The following is a 12,723-nucleotide window of genomic DNA, read 5'->3' as shown; positions in this document are numbered from 1 at the left end:
AAGCGGCCGCGCGCATGCCGCGGCAGCCATCGTTATCGATTCCGACTACGCATCCACCAGGGCATCCTGGCGGTCCAGGTACAGCGTCGTGATCGCCTCGGCCGTCCAGTAGGCGAGGGCGCCTACCGTCCCGGTCGGATTGTTGGCGCTATTCTGCGGGAACGCGCTGGCGCCCACCACGAACACATTGGGCACGTCCCACGACTGCAGGTATTTGTTGAGCGCGCTGCTGCGCGGATCGCCGCCGACGATCACGCCGCCGTTGTTGTGGGTGTTCTCGTAGTGCACATTGCTGTACTTGCCTTTCACCGGGCTGGCCTTCAAGTGGTCGGGGCCGATCGCCCGCGCGATCTCGGCCGCCCTGGCGGTGGTGTAGGCGGACATCTTCCGTTCGTTGTCGCGCCAGTCGAAGGTCATGCGCAGCAGCGGCAGGCCGAAGGCGTCCTTGTAGGTCGGGTCCAGGTCCAGGTAATTGCCGCGGTAGCTTTGGCATCCGCCGTGGGCGTTGATCGTGAAGCTGCGGTCGTAGTAGCGCGATACGGCCTTTTTCCATGCGCGGCCCCAGCGCGGCGTGCCTTCCGGCACGGGCCGCGACCTTATCGGCAGCGCGCCGCCGTTGTTGGCGCTGATGTAGGCGCCGCCGATGAAGCCCAGCCCCGTGTGGTCGAAGTTGTCGCCGTTGAAGTCGTCGATCACCTGCGCCTGCGCGCCGCCGCCCATGAAGCGGTTGAAGCTGCGGTCTTCGAAGAACAGGTTGACGGTTCCCACGGGCTGGTACGAATAGTTCTTGCCGATCACGCCGGTGCCCGATACCGGATCGTAGGGCTGGCCGATGCCCGACAGCAGCATGAGCCGGGTGTTGTTCAGCGTGTACGAGCAAAGGATGACCAGTTCGGCAGGCTGCTCGACCAGCTTCGCGGTGGCGTCCAGGTAGGTCACGCCGGTCGCCCGGGTGCCGGACGGGTCGAGGTTGATCCTGACCACGTTCGAATGCGGGCGCAGTTCGTAGTGGCGGTGCCGGAGCAGGGCCGGCAGCACGGTCGTCAGCGGGCTCGCCTTGGCGCCGTTGGCGCAGCCGAACTGCGAGCAGAACCCGCCTTTCACGCAGCGGTTGAGCGACATGCCGTAGGGATTGACGTAGTCGCGCGTCATCGCCGCGCTGGGCGTGGTGAACGGGGTATACCCCAGCGATTGCGCCGCCTCGGTGAACAGCGCGCCCGACAGAGTGGGGCGGGTGGGCGGATTGGGATACTCGCTGGCGCGCGGGCCTTCGAACGGATTGCCGCCCGGCACGATGGCGCCGTTGAGATTGCCCGCCTTGCCGCCCACGCCGTACACCTGCTCGAACCGTTCGTAGTGCGGCTCCAGTTCCTGGTAGGTCAGGCCCCAGTCCTGGCTGGTACAGTCCTCGGGCAGGCAGCCGGCCCCGTAGCGCTGCTCGGCGCGGCTGCGCACCTCGAAGTCCCAGGGCAGGAAGCGCCAGGTCTGGCCGTTCCACAGTATCCCGGCGCCGCCCACGCACTCCGCGGGCTTGAACGATCCCATCTGCCGCATCGGCAGCGCGATTTCGTCGATCGTGTTGCGGAAGGTGACCGTCTCGCGCGAGAGATCCTGGCCCAGGTCGCTGTGGACGGTGAACTTGAGTTCGTCGTGCGCGAACGGCATGGCGAAGTCTTCATTCGGATCCACCATCCGCCCGCGTTCGAGCTGCAAGACCTGCAGGCCCGCGTCGAGCAGTTCCTTGGCGATGATGGTGCCGGCCACGCCGGCGCCGACGATCACGATATCGACCGGTTTGCGTTGGATTGCCATTGCCTGCCGCCTCAGCGTTCGGGAAGGACGTGTTTCGGATAGCCGCCGGCGTCGATCTCCACGCGCCCTTGCAGGACGTCTTCGATCGCGACGGGTTCGACGCGGTAGGCGACGCCGTGCCGGGCCATGTGCTCCACGTAGGCGGCGGAGGCGATGCCGGGAAAGCCCAGCAGCTTCCAGCCGATCTTGTCGCGGTTGCCGCCGTAGACGGGGTCGGAGAAGAAGCCTTCCATCGTGTTGCCGTACAGCATGTCGAAGAAGAGCCTGGGCGGCACGTTGGGCAGCCCGACCGCGCCCTTTTCCAGTTGCGTCAGTATGTTTTCCTGGGCGGTTTCGTCCAGGAAGCTGAACGGCTGGCGATGTTCGCCGCGGCACCAGGCGTCCACTTCCTGTATGCCCATCCGGTACACCTGCTGCGGCACCAGCGCCGACTGGTAGCCCTGCTGGGGCGTGCCGTCCTGCCAGGGGCCGAAGCGGTAGTTCCTGCCGTGCACGCCCCAGACGCTGGCCAGCTGCCGGTCGATGTACTCGGTGACGCCGGCGGCGCAGGCGCCGGGGCCCTGTTCGTCGGTAGGGATCAGCCTTTCCACCGCGGCGTCCAGGAAGCGGGCTTCCGACGGCAGCAGGTAGAAGAAATGTCGGGATGCTTGGTGGGCCACTTGCCTTTCCTCATCGGGCCGCAGGCGCGGCGTCCTCGTCCATCGGAAACGACCACAGCCTGGCCGCCGAGCGGCCCAGGATCCAGGCCAGCGCGTCGCCCTGCCGGAAGGCCGGGCAGCGCCGGATGCCCTCGAGCGCGTTCGCATAGCCCTCGCGGATGGCGCACGGCGGGAAGTCCGAGCCGAACATCATCCGTTCCGGGCCGAAGGCCTCCAGCGCCATCTCGAACAGGGGCGAACTCTGCGCGAACGGATAGCCGGCGGGCAATTGGGCCGGGCGTGGCAGGATCTCGCCCAGACCCGGCACCTTGATGGTCGTATTGGGCCAGCGGCCGCATTCCAGCGCGGCCCGGAAGCCGTCGTGGGGCGGGCTGGCGAACTCGGTTCCGGGCGGGCCGTGGCGGGCCAGGTGTTCGAGGCAGAAGCGCGTATCGGGGCAGTTGTCGAGCAGCTTCCTGAAGCCGGGCGACGCGAATTGCTCCGGCTTGCCGATCACGCTCACGACCATCCCCAGCTCGCCCGCCACGCGCCAGGCCGGATCCTCGGGACGCCAGCCGTCGCCCAGGAACATGCGGATTCCCGCCATGCCCTGCCGCTTCATCGCTTCCACCGAGCGTGGCGCGGCGGCGGGGTCGGGATCCGGCAGCCCGACCACCTTGAAGCGGCCCGGATAGCGCTTGGCGCAGTCCAGCAGATAAGCGTGGTCGAAGGCCCCGCGATGCTGGACGAGGATGGCATGGGCGACGCCGTTGGCGTCCATCTCGCCCAACAGGGTCTGCACCGGGCAGAACCAGTTCAGGGCCGCATGGGCATGGGTATCGATGATGAGCATGGGATCCGTCATTGCGCGTCGATGTGCGCCGCCTTGATCAGGGCGGCCTTCTTGCGGAATTCCTCGGCCACGTAGCGCGCGAATTGCTCCGGCGAATCGCTGGCGACGAGTTCGATGCCGACCTGCTGGAACTGGCTCTTGATGGCGGGGTCCTGCACCGCCTTGCGTACTTCCCGCTGCAGGCGCCGCAGGGTCTCGGGCGGGGTGCGGGCCGGCACGAAAAGCCCGGTGAAGACGACGTCTTCGTAGTCCGGCAATCCCGCTTCTTCCATCGTCGGCAGGCCGGCCATCAGCGGCAGGCGCCGCCGGCCGGTGACCGCCAGCGCGCGTACCAGGCCGCTCTTGACCTGCGGGAAGGCGGTGCTGCCGAGGTCGAACAGCATGTCGATCTGGCCGCCGATGAGGTCGGCCATCGCCTGCGAATTGCCCTTGTACGGAACGTGGAGCAGCTTCACCCCGGCCTGCCTGGCGAACATCTCGGCGGCGATGTGGGCCGTGCCGCCCACGCCCGCGGAACCATAGGACAGCGGCTTCTTGCTGGCCTTCGCGAAGGCGATCAATTCCGGCACCGAGCCGACCGGCAGTTTCGGGTTGACCAGCAGCACCTGCGGCGAAACGCTGGTGAGCGAAACGGCGGCGAAATCCTCGATCGGGTCGTAGCCGGCGTCCTTGAGCAGCGAGGGCGCCACGGCGAAGGTGTTCGACGCGTGCAGGATGGTGTAGCCGTCCGGCGCGGCTTTGCCGACGTATTGCGTGCCGACCAGGCTGCTGGCGCCGGGGCGGTTTTCCACCACCACCGGCTGGCCCAGCCCGCCGGCCATGCCGGCCGCCAGGGCGCGCGCGACGAGGTCGTTGTTGCCGCCGGCCGTGGCGGGCACGATGATCCGCGCGGGGCGATCGGGGTAAGGGCCGGCACGGGCGCCTCCGCAGGCCGCCATCGCCAGCCATCCGATCGCCGCCGCGAACGGCAGCGTCCAGCTTGAATGTTTGCGCACCGTTGTCTCGCCCCGTTTGTTGTCATGGACCAGGTAGCGGCAATGTAGGGTGCGTGGGCAGGCCTGCATAGCCTGCACTCAAAAACTCAGCTTTTCCCGGATCAAAACAAAACCGGCGGCAACCAGGCCGGCCGATGCCGGCGCGCTATGCGAACGAGCGGCCGCGCGCGCGCCGAGCTGCGGCGCGCGGGGCTTGCAGCGCCGTGGTGGCGGCGGACCACGAAGGCGGCGTGGCGGCCCATTCGCGCAGGTGGTCGAGGAAGCGCCTGACCCGCATCGGCAGCGCCTGGCGGGAGGAATAGACGACGAATACGTCCAGGCTGCGCGGCGCATAGCCGGGCAGCAGCGGAATCAGCCGGCCGGCGCGCAGTTCCTCGTCGATGGCGTAGTAGGGATGTATCGAAATGCCGTGGCCGTGGATCGCGCCATACTGCAGCGGCTCGCCCAGGTTGGAGACGTAGGTGCCGTGCACGCGCACCGCGGTCTCGCCGTCGGGGCCGTCGAAGCGCCAGACGCCGGTCGGCGATTTGATGGTGTGCAGCAGGCAGTTGTGGCGGCCGAGATCGGCCGGCACCGTGGGAGTGCCGAATTTTTCCAGGTATGCCGCCGACGCGACGGCCACCTGCGGCGCCTTGGCCAGCGGCACGGCGACGTAATCCGCGTCTTTCGGGGCGGGCGCGATGCGCACCGAAAGATCCAGCCCTTGCGCCACCAGGTTGGCGCTGCCGTCGTCCATCAGGATGGCGACCTGGATCGATGGATTGCTCTGCGTGAACGACACCGCCAGCGGCGCGAGGTAGTGGGCGCCGAAAGAGGGTGGCGTACCGATGCGGACGATGCCGCGCGGACAGTGCGTGGAATCGCGGACGTCGGCTTCCATTACCTCGAAGGCGTCCAGGATCTGCCGGGCGCTGGCCAGCGCGGCCACGCCGGCGTCGGTCAGGCCGATCTGGCGGGTGGTGCGCATCAGCAGCCGGGTGCCGAGCGCGGTTTCGAGCGAGGCCAGGTGCTTGGTCACGCTTGCCTTCGACATGCCCAATTGTTTCGCCGTCGCGGTGAAACTTCCCGTGCGGGCGATCTCGACGAAGACACGCAGGCTGCTGAGGCGATCCATGGCAACTCCCCGGGGCGGAAACGAACGCTGTGGGAGCGATTCTATGCCCCGCGGCGGGCGCGGGGCATTGGTGCCGCTACTGCGCCTTCAGGTCGGCCCCCTTCACCACCTTGCGCCACTTCTCCGTTTCGCTCTTGATGAAGTCGGCGAAATACGCCGGCCCGAGCGTCGGCACGAACGAGGCCATGTCGTTCTTCACCAGGTTCTCCACCGCGGGCAGGTGCATCACCTCGGTGAAGCTGTCGGCCAGCTTGCTGACCACCGGCGCGGGCGTGTCGCGCGGCACCAGGATGCCGACCCAGCCGGTCACCTCGAAGCCGGGCACGGTTTCGCCCACGGTGGGCACGTCGGGCAGCAGCGGCGAGCGCTCGCGGCTGGTCACCGCCACCGCCCGCAGCTTGCCGGCCTTCACCAGCGGCAGCCCGGAGGCGATGGGGGTGATGGCCATCGGCACCACGCCGGCCATGGCGTCGGTCAGCCCCGGGGTTTCGCCCCGGTACGGCACGTGCGTGAGCCGCACGCCCGTGGTCTGCGCCAGCAGTTCGCCGGTCAGGTGCAGCGAGGTGCCCACCCCATTGCCCGCGTACGGCACCGACTCCTTCTTGGCGCGCTCCAGCAGGTCGGCCACCGACTTGGGGCCGCTTTGCGGATTGGCCACGATCAGGTTGGGATAGGTCAGCAGCAGCGAAATCGGCGCGAAATCCTTGATCGGATCGTAAGGCAGGCTGGCGTAGAGCGAGGTATTGACGGCCATCGGGCCGATGTTGCCGAGCACCCAGGTATAGCCGTCGGGCGCCGACTTGGCGACGAAATCGGTGCCCAGGTTGCCGCCGGCCCCGGTCTTGTTGTCGATCACGATGGGCTGGCCGAACTTTTCGCCCAGCCGCTGAGCGAGATCGCGCACCAGCAGGTCGGACGTGCCGCCCGCCGCGTACGGCACCACCCAGCGGATGGGCTTGTTGGGCCAGGGGTCGGCAGCGCGCGCGGCGCCTGCCGGCAGCATCGGGCCGGCGGTGAGTGCCGCGAGAGCCGCGAGCATGTCGCGGCGAGAGAAATGGTTCTGTGACATGGGTGTCTCCTGTTCTCCTGTTCCTGTGTTGTTTTCTTCGCGGCCGCTGCAGCGGGCCGAGGACCGATGATGTTACCGCTATCATGTACGGTGTCGATATGGTGTAAACCCCAGTCGAACTTTTTTGCGGTAACAGGATCGCTGCGGCGGCCGGTCGGCGGCTGATTGCGTTGCGCGCAAGCGGTAAACTAGACCACCGGGCGGAGAAGGCAAGAAAAGAGCACGGCAGGAGACACCACATGCAATCCCGCAACGATCTCAGGCTTCCCCCACTGAATCCACTGCGCGTGTTCGAGGCCGTCGGCCGCTACGGCAGCATCACGGCCGCCGCCGAAGAGCTCCACGTCACGCCGGGCGCCGTCAGCCGGCAGCTCAAGTCCCTCGAGGACTATCTGGGCCTGGCGCTGTTCGTCCGCCGCCCCAGCGGGCTGATGCCCACCGCTCACGGCGAGGCATACCATCGGTCGGTGCGGGAGGCCCTGCTGCAGCTGGAGCAGAAAACGCGCGAGCTGCTGAAAAACCGGCAGGACGAGAAAATCCGCGTATACAGCGGACGGGCATTCCTGCGCTATTGGCTGATACCGCGGCTGCCGCGGTTCCACCAACGCTATCCCAACGTGCAGACCGTCTTCACCGGCGGCGGCTCGAACGAACACATGGCCGGCGACGTCGACCTGGCCATTTGTTTCGGCAGCGGCGATTTCGGCGGCGTGCGGGCGCATCGCCTGATGCAGTCGAGCATGACGCCGGTGTGCAGCGCGGCGTATCTGCAGGAATGCGGGCCTTTGTCGTCGGTCACGCAGATCATCGACTGCACGCTGCTCCAGGGCTCTTCGCGCGCCAGCAACTGGGAGTGGTGGTTCGACCACTTCCAGCTGCGTCCATCCGCCTCGACCAAATGGATCACCTTCGAGGGCGACGTCGGCGTGGCCTACCGCGCCGCCGCCAGCGGGCTGGGCATCGCCCTGGGGCGGCGGCAGTTCATCGAGTCGGAACTCGAGGCGGGTCGGCTGATCGCGCCGTTCGATGTCGCCGTGGACTTCAGGGATTCCTTCTATCTGCTCGAGCCGGCCCCGGAGCAGGCGACGTACGCGGCGCAGGCGTTCAGGGACTGGCTGCTGGAAGAGACGCATGCCCCGCTCGGCGGCGCGGCCGCCTGCGTATAGCCGCGCCGTCCGGCACTGCGCCGGAGCGGCTTATTGGAGGAATGACGCGGCCGCTTCGGCATAGGCGCGCTTGCCGATGATCTGCTCGAATTCGGCCGGGGCGATGACGGACGCGGCGGCGCGCGGATCCTCGCGCAGGAGGCGCAGGGTGTCGATGAGCGCCTTCACCGAGGCCATGTAAGGCTTGTGGCCGATCAGCGAGACGCGAACGCCGGCCGCTCCCAGCCGCTCGGCGTCGCCGAAATCCGGCGGGACCGAGCCGAGCATGATGGGCACCGACACCTTGCCGGCGATCGCTTCGAGATCGGCCCAGCGCTTCAGGCCGGCCAGGAAGACCATGTCGACGCCGGCCGCTTCGTAGGCCAGTACGCGTTCGAGGGCGTCCGCCACGTCCGTGGCGGCGACCGCGCTGGTGCGGCCGACGATGACCAGGCCGGGATCGCGGCGCGCGGCGAGCGCGGCGCGCATCTTGCCCACGCCTTCAGCCAGCGGGATCAGCGTGGTTTTCGCCGTCTGGCCGTAGGGCCGTGGCAGCGCCGTGTCTTCGATGGTGATCGCCGAGACGCCGGCGTTCTCGAGTTCCTGCACGGTACGCTGGACGTTGAGGGCGTTGCCGTAGCCGTGATCGGCGTCGACGATGAGCGGGATGCCGGTCGCCCGGCAGATGCGGCGCGCCTGCTCGGCGAGTTCCGGCAGCGTGATGACGGTGACGTCGGGCGCGCCCAGCACCGAGAGCGAGGCGATCGACCCCGGCAGCATGCCGCATTCGAAGCCGAGCTGGGAGGCGGCCATGGCGCTGACCGGGTCGTGCATGGGGCCGGCGAAATGGCAGCGGCCGCCGGCCAAGAGCTCGCGGAAGCGCCGGCGTTGTTCCTGAAATTTCATTGTGGGGTTCCTACGGTCAAAGTGGCCAATCCAGCCAATCGCAAATGGCCTGGCCCATTATCAGTCGCCTGGCGCGGTCGTCCAGGAAGGGCATTTCTTCGGTGAACAGGGTGACGTTCCGGCGGTAGCTGATCGGCGAGCGCGACATGTCGGTCCCCCAGAACACCCGTTCGGGCCCGAAGGTCTCGACCACGCGCTGCACGTATTTGTGCATGCCGCGGAACGGATAGGGTTCGGTCGAGTATTCGGGCAGGCAGGTCGCCTTGACCGAGACGTTCGGGTAGCGGGCCAGCGCCAGGAGTTCGTCGAGGTGGCCGAACGCGGCATCGTCCCGGTTGGCGCGGACTATCGCCATGTGGTCGATGGTCAGCTTGAGCCCGGGATGGCGTTGGACGATTCTTTTCACCGCGCCGAGGGCGCCCGGCGGCAGGATCATCAGCGGCACGCCGGCCTTTTCGGCGGCCGGCCACAGCCAGTCGGCGGTGCCGTCGACCAGCCAGGGCCGGGAGCGGTCGGTGTTGAAGGTGAAGCGGAAGCCGAGCAGGCCCGGCTCGTCGTGCGCGCGCGCCACGCGCGCGGGGCTCTCCGGGTCGGTCAGGCTGATCCTCCCCATGGTGGCGTAGCGGTCCGGGTATTTTCGCGAGGCCGCCAGGCAAACATCGTTGCGGTCGCCCTCCCATGAGGGCGGCACCAGGACCGCCCGTTCCACGCCGGCCTCTTCCATCTCGGCGAGCAGGCTTTCCGCGGTGATCGGGACGGGGCGGTGGACGCGGTCCCTGACTTCCGGCGGCCAGGGCCGCTTCGGGTTGTCCGGCGCCCAGATGTGGACCTGGGCGTCGACGATGCGTAGCGGCATCCGCGCTGCGCCTGCGCGTTCTTCTGCCGGGGCGCCCACTATTGGGCCTCCAGCCGGGCGGCCTGGACCACGGCTTTCCAGCGCTCGATTTCTTCGTCGCGGTATGTGGCGAGCTGGTCCGAGCTCATGGTCTGCACGGAGAATCCCAGTTTCGTGATCTGGTCCGAGAAGCCCGCGTTCCTGGTCACGCGCGCCACCGCGTCGCTCAGCTTGGCGACGACATCGGCGGGCGTGCCCTTGGGGGCGAACAGAGCGTGCCAGTTGGTGGAGAGCAGGGAGGGCAGGCCGGCTTCCGGGCAGGTAGGCGTATCGGGGATCATGTCCGAGCGCTTCGTCGACATGATGCACAGCACGCGCAGCGCGCCTTGCTTGATGAGCGGCATGGTCGATACCAGCGAGCCGGACTGGAACTGGGTCTGTCCGCTTATCAGCGAGTTGATCGCCTCGCTCTCGCCGCGATAGGGGATGTGGACGGCGTCGATTCCCGCCGCCGTGGCGAAGTGCACCGACGACAGGTGCATGATGCCGCCCACGCCGGACGAGCCGAAGTTGAGCGGTCCGTTCTTCTTTGCCAAAGCGATGAAGGACTTGATGTCGGCGGCGGGCGTCGCGCCGCTGGTCAGCAGGATCTCCGGCTGCGTGCCGATCAGCCCCACCGGGATGAAATCGTTCTTCGCGTCGTACGGCAGGTTCTTGTGCAGCAGGCCGTTCAGCACGGCGGACGAGGTCGTGTGCATGATGAGCGTATAGCCGTCAGGCCGCGATTTCGCCACGAAAGAGGCGCCGACCACGCCGCCGGCCCCGGCGCGGTTCTCGACGATCACGGACTGCTTGAGTTCGGCGTAGAGGGCCTTGGCGGTGAGGCGCGCGACGATGTCGCCGGTGCCGCCGGCGGCGAAAGGTGAAACGATGGTGATGGCGTGGCTGGGATAGTCATCGCCGGCGTGCGCGCCGGCGCATGCGGCGGCGCCTAGGGCCAGCGCCAGCATGCGGCGGGCAGGCAAGGCCGGCCGCCGGCCGGGCCGGGACGGTTGCGCGATGGGGGCATGCATCATGCGATCTCCTTTATATGGCGGGGGTCCGGCTGGATCGTGCCGCGCTCCACTTCGTTGACAAGGCGAGTGACCTTTTCGTTGTAGGGGGTGGCAATGCCCAGGCGCCTGCCCTGGTCGGCAACGTAGCCGTTGATGAACTCGATTTCGGTGCGCCGACCCTTGAGGATGTCCTGGCCGGTCGACGGCCGCTGCAGATCGCCGCGCACCCTGTCGGTCCGCTCCTTGACCAGCAGGTCTTCGACGGCCTGGTAGGCCTGGGCGTCGGTATCGGCCCGGGCGAGCGTGCGCGGGTCGATCTTGCCGACTTTTTCCAGCTCGTATCCCAGGGCCTGGCCGACCTGGACCGCCTCCGCGCCCAGCATGATGGTGAAGCGGCGGACGGCTTCGTCGCCATCGATATCGTTGCCCCGCATGCCGGTGACGGCGGCGACGCCGTTGCGCATGGCGTTGTGGCTCAGCTTGGCCCAGCGTTCGCCCCACAGATTGGTGGTGACCTTGGCGGTGTCGACAAGGGAAAGCAGCTCGGCCAGCCGGCTGACGCGCGGCGTCACGCGGCCGTGGATCTCGCCCACGCGGAATACCGTATGGTGGGCCGCGCCCGTGGGCGCCTGCCGCCGGACCTGGCCGGGGGCGTACAGCTCGACCGAGATGCGGGCGGCGATGCAGCCCACCGTGCGCCCCCAGCCGACGATGCCGGCGATGCGTTCTTCGTTGATGCAGTTCTGCAGCGACACGACGAAGCCGTCGGCCGCCAGGTAGGGCCGGATCATCATCGTTGCCCACTCCGTGTCGTAGGACTTGGTGGCGACGATGGCGATGTCGACCGGCTTCTGGTGCGCAAGCTGCGCCGCCTCGGCCATGTGCATGGCATTGACCCTGATGGTCTGGCTGTCCGCTTCGCTCATGCCGGAAAGCCGGACGCCTTCCCGGCGGATGGCCTCGACGTGCTCGTGCCAGTAGTCGAGCAGCGTGATGTCTTGGTCGTGTTTCGTCAGCAGCGCGCCGATGTGTGAACCCACGGCGCCGGCGCCGACGATGACGATACGCTTCATGCAAGTCTCCTTCCTTGGTGTGTGCGTCTATGTGCGCCCATCTGCCCGCCGCGGCGCCGCTATGGGACTCCGCGGCGGGAGTCTCTCCTAGGCGACGGCTTCGAGCCGTTCGAAGCGGCCGGCCAGCCCGTACTCCTGCGACACATTCGCGAGCCGCTCATAAAGCTTGTCGTCAACCGGAACGCCGTTGGCTTCCCGGTCGGTTTGCGCGCGGTGCTCCAGCTCGCCCGGATACAGGACTTCGTCGAAGCCCTGCGCCGGTTTCGTCGCCTTGAGGTAGCGCGCGAAGTCGGCCACTTCGCGGGTGAAGGTGTGCAGCGGACGGAAGGCCTCGACGTTGAACACGGCGACGAAGCACCCATCGTTGTGCTTGCCGGTCGGCTCGACGCCGAACCCCAATCCCGTCAACAGGCCGCACAGGACCTCGACGATGACGGCCAGGCCGTAGCCCTTGTGCCCCTCGGGCCCGCCCAGCGGCAGCAGCGATCCGCCTTTCTTCAGCCGGGCCGGATCCGTGGTCTGGTTACCGTCGCTGTCGACGACCCAGCCGAGCGGAATGGACTGCCCCCGCGCCAGCGCAAGCGATACCTTGCCGCCGGCGACGGCGGAGGTGGCGATGTCGATGAATAGCGGCCCGTCAAGGTCCGAGGGCACGGCGATGGAGATGGGGTTGGTGCCGAGCCGCGATTCGGCGCCGCCGAAAGGCGCCACCTGTTTGGGAGAACGGCCGGAGTCCGCCGTGATCAGGCCGATCATGCCCGCGCGGGCGGCCTGCAGCGTGTAGCCGGCCAGGCGGCCGATGTGGCCCTGGCGGTAGACGGTGGCCGCGGCGACCTGGGTCGTCCTGGCCTTTTCTATCAGACGCGCGGTGACTTCTTCCGTCACCACGTAGCCGAAGCCCCAGCCGCCGTCGACGACCAGCGTGGAAGGCGTCTCGCGATCGATCTTCCACTCGGCGCCGGGAACGATGTGGCCGCGCTTCACCCGGTCCAGATAATCGGGCACCCTGATGATGCCGTGCGATTCATGTCCCGCCAGATTGGCGCCGACGAGGTGTCGCGCCACGATCGCGGCCCGTGCGGGCGGTGTGCCGCCCGCCTCGAACAGGGCCTGGACCAGGCTTGCCAACTGTTCTTTCCGAATTCGTCTCAACGGTCGTCTCCTTGTATCGGAGGCGTGTGCCACGCCGCGCCACGCCTGTTGTTTCGTACCGGCGTAGCGTAGGGTT

Annotated in this window: 12 protein-coding genes; 1 reads left to right on the top strand and 11 read right to left on the bottom strand. The window is 67.9% G+C overall.

Annotated elements, in window-relative coordinates; all coding sequences use genetic code 11:
• Positions 1 to 45: 45 nt before the first annotated feature.
• The 6 genes from ABD927_RS05180 to ABD927_RS05155 all read right to left on the bottom strand — a co-directional run bounded on the left by ABD927_RS05180 (position 46) and on the right by ABD927_RS05155 (position 6,481).
• A complete protein-coding gene (locus ABD927_RS05180; RefSeq protein ID WP_345247025.1) occupies positions 46 to 1,812 on the bottom strand; it encodes a GMC family oxidoreductase in 1,767 nt (588 codons plus the stop codon).
• Between the two features lie 11 nt (positions 1,813 to 1,823).
• Positions 1,824 to 2,471: a gluconate 2-dehydrogenase subunit 3 family protein gene (locus tag ABD927_RS05175; protein ID WP_345247023.1), complete on the bottom strand. Its 648-nt coding sequence runs from the start codon at positions 2,469 to 2,471 to the stop codon at positions 1,824 to 1,826.
• Between the two features lie 10 nt (positions 2,472 to 2,481).
• Positions 2,482 to 3,303, bottom strand: coding sequence for an amidohydrolase family protein (locus ABD927_RS05170; RefSeq protein ID WP_345247021.1), 822 nt, complete (start codon positions 3,301 to 3,303; stop codon positions 2,482 to 2,484).
• An 8-nt stretch (positions 3,304 to 3,311) separates the two neighbouring features.
• Positions 3,312 to 4,298, bottom strand: a complete 987-nt coding sequence (locus tag ABD927_RS05165) for a tripartite tricarboxylate transporter substrate binding protein (RefSeq protein WP_345247020.1) — start codon at positions 4,296 to 4,298, stop codon at positions 3,312 to 3,314.
• A 145-nt stretch (positions 4,299 to 4,443) separates the two neighbouring features.
• Positions 4,444 to 5,412, bottom strand: a complete 969-nt coding sequence (locus ABD927_RS05160; protein ID WP_345247018.1) for a LysR family transcriptional regulator — start codon at positions 5,410 to 5,412, stop codon at positions 4,444 to 4,446.
• Positions 5,413 to 5,488: 76 nt separating this feature from the next.
• A complete protein-coding gene (locus tag ABD927_RS05155) occupies positions 5,489 to 6,481 on the bottom strand; it encodes a Bug family tripartite tricarboxylate transporter substrate binding protein (protein WP_345247017.1) in 993 nt (330 codons plus the stop codon).
• 239 nt (positions 6,482 to 6,720) lie between these two features.
• Here ABD927_RS05155 and ABD927_RS05150 point away from each other — a divergent pair, with 239 nt between their 5' ends.
• Positions 6,721 to 7,647, top strand: a complete 927-nt coding sequence (locus tag ABD927_RS05150) for a LysR substrate-binding domain-containing protein (RefSeq protein ID WP_345247016.1) — start codon at positions 6,721 to 6,723, stop codon at positions 7,645 to 7,647.
• A gap of 30 nt (positions 7,648 to 7,677) precedes the next feature.
• Here ABD927_RS05150 and ABD927_RS05145 read toward each other — a convergent pair whose 3' ends face one another.
• The 5 genes from ABD927_RS05145 to ABD927_RS05125 form a co-directional block, all read right to left on the bottom strand.
• Complete coding sequence (locus ABD927_RS05145; RefSeq protein WP_345247015.1) at positions 7,678 to 8,532, bottom strand: isocitrate lyase/PEP mutase family protein; 855 nt, start codon at positions 8,530 to 8,532, stop codon at positions 7,678 to 7,680.
• Between the two features lie 16 nt (positions 8,533 to 8,548).
• The gene (locus tag ABD927_RS05140) at positions 8,549 to 9,388 is read right to left on the bottom strand and encodes an amidohydrolase family protein (RefSeq protein WP_345247013.1); all 840 of its coding nucleotides are present in this window, start codon (positions 9,386 to 9,388) and stop codon (positions 8,549 to 8,551) included.
• Positions 9,389 to 9,426: 38 nt separating this feature from the next.
• Positions 9,427 to 10,443, bottom strand: a complete 1,017-nt coding sequence (locus ABD927_RS05135) for a Bug family tripartite tricarboxylate transporter substrate binding protein (protein ID WP_345247011.1) — start codon at positions 10,441 to 10,443, stop codon at positions 9,427 to 9,429.
• Entirely contained in the window at positions 10,440 to 11,495 is a 1,056-nt protein-coding gene (locus tag ABD927_RS05130; protein ID WP_345247008.1) for a ketopantoate reductase family protein, read from the bottom strand. Before ABD927_RS05130 ends, ABD927_RS05135 begins: the two co-directional genes overlap by 4 nt.
• Positions 11,496 to 11,582: 87 nt before the next feature.
• Entirely contained in the window at positions 11,583 to 12,623 is a 1,041-nt protein-coding gene (locus tag ABD927_RS05125) for an Ldh family oxidoreductase (protein ID WP_345247006.1), read from the bottom strand.
• Positions 12,624 to 12,723: the final 100 nt, after the last annotated feature.

The organism is Pigmentiphaga soli, assembly GCF_039541095.1.
Taxonomy (GTDB): domain Bacteria; phylum Pseudomonadota; class Gammaproteobacteria; order Burkholderiales; family Burkholderiaceae_B; genus Pigmentiphaga; species Pigmentiphaga soli.
This window is presented reverse-complemented; position numbering and strand designations above follow the sequence as displayed.

What these genes read in the sequence shown, in the direction of transcription:
- ABD927_RS05160 (WP_345247018.1), bottom strand. Translation starts at nt 5,412, where the DNA reads ATGGATCGCCTCAGCAGCCTGCGTGTCTTCGTCGAGATCGCCCGCACG.
- ABD927_RS05135 (WP_345247011.1), bottom strand. Translation starts at nt 10,443, where the DNA reads ATGATGCATGCCCCCATCGCGCAACCGTCCCGGCCCGGCCGGCGGCCG.
- ABD927_RS05180 (WP_345247025.1), bottom strand. Translation starts at nt 1,812, where the DNA reads ATGGCAATCCAACGCAAACCGGTCGATATCGTGATCGTCGGCGCCGGC.
- ABD927_RS05150 (WP_345247016.1), top strand. Translation starts at nt 6,721, where the DNA reads ATGCAATCCCGCAACGATCTCAGGCTTCCCCCACTGAATCCACTGCGC.
- ABD927_RS05155 (WP_345247017.1), bottom strand. Translation starts at nt 6,481, where the DNA reads ATGTCACAGAACCATTTCTCTCGCCGCGACATGCTCGCGGCTCTCGCG.
- ABD927_RS05130 (WP_345247008.1), bottom strand. Translation starts at nt 11,495, where the DNA reads ATGAAGCGTATCGTCATCGTCGGCGCCGGCGCCGTGGGTTCACACATC.
- ABD927_RS05140 (WP_345247013.1), bottom strand. Translation starts at nt 9,388, where the DNA reads ATGCCGCTACGCATCGTCGACGCCCAGGTCCACATCTGGGCGCCGGAC.
- ABD927_RS05170 (WP_345247021.1), bottom strand. Translation starts at nt 3,303, where the DNA reads ATGCTCATCATCGATACCCATGCCCATGCGGCCCTGAACTGGTTCTGC.
- ABD927_RS05145 (WP_345247015.1), bottom strand. Translation starts at nt 8,532, where the DNA reads ATGAAATTTCAGGAACAACGCCGGCGCTTCCGCGAGCTCTTGGCCGGC.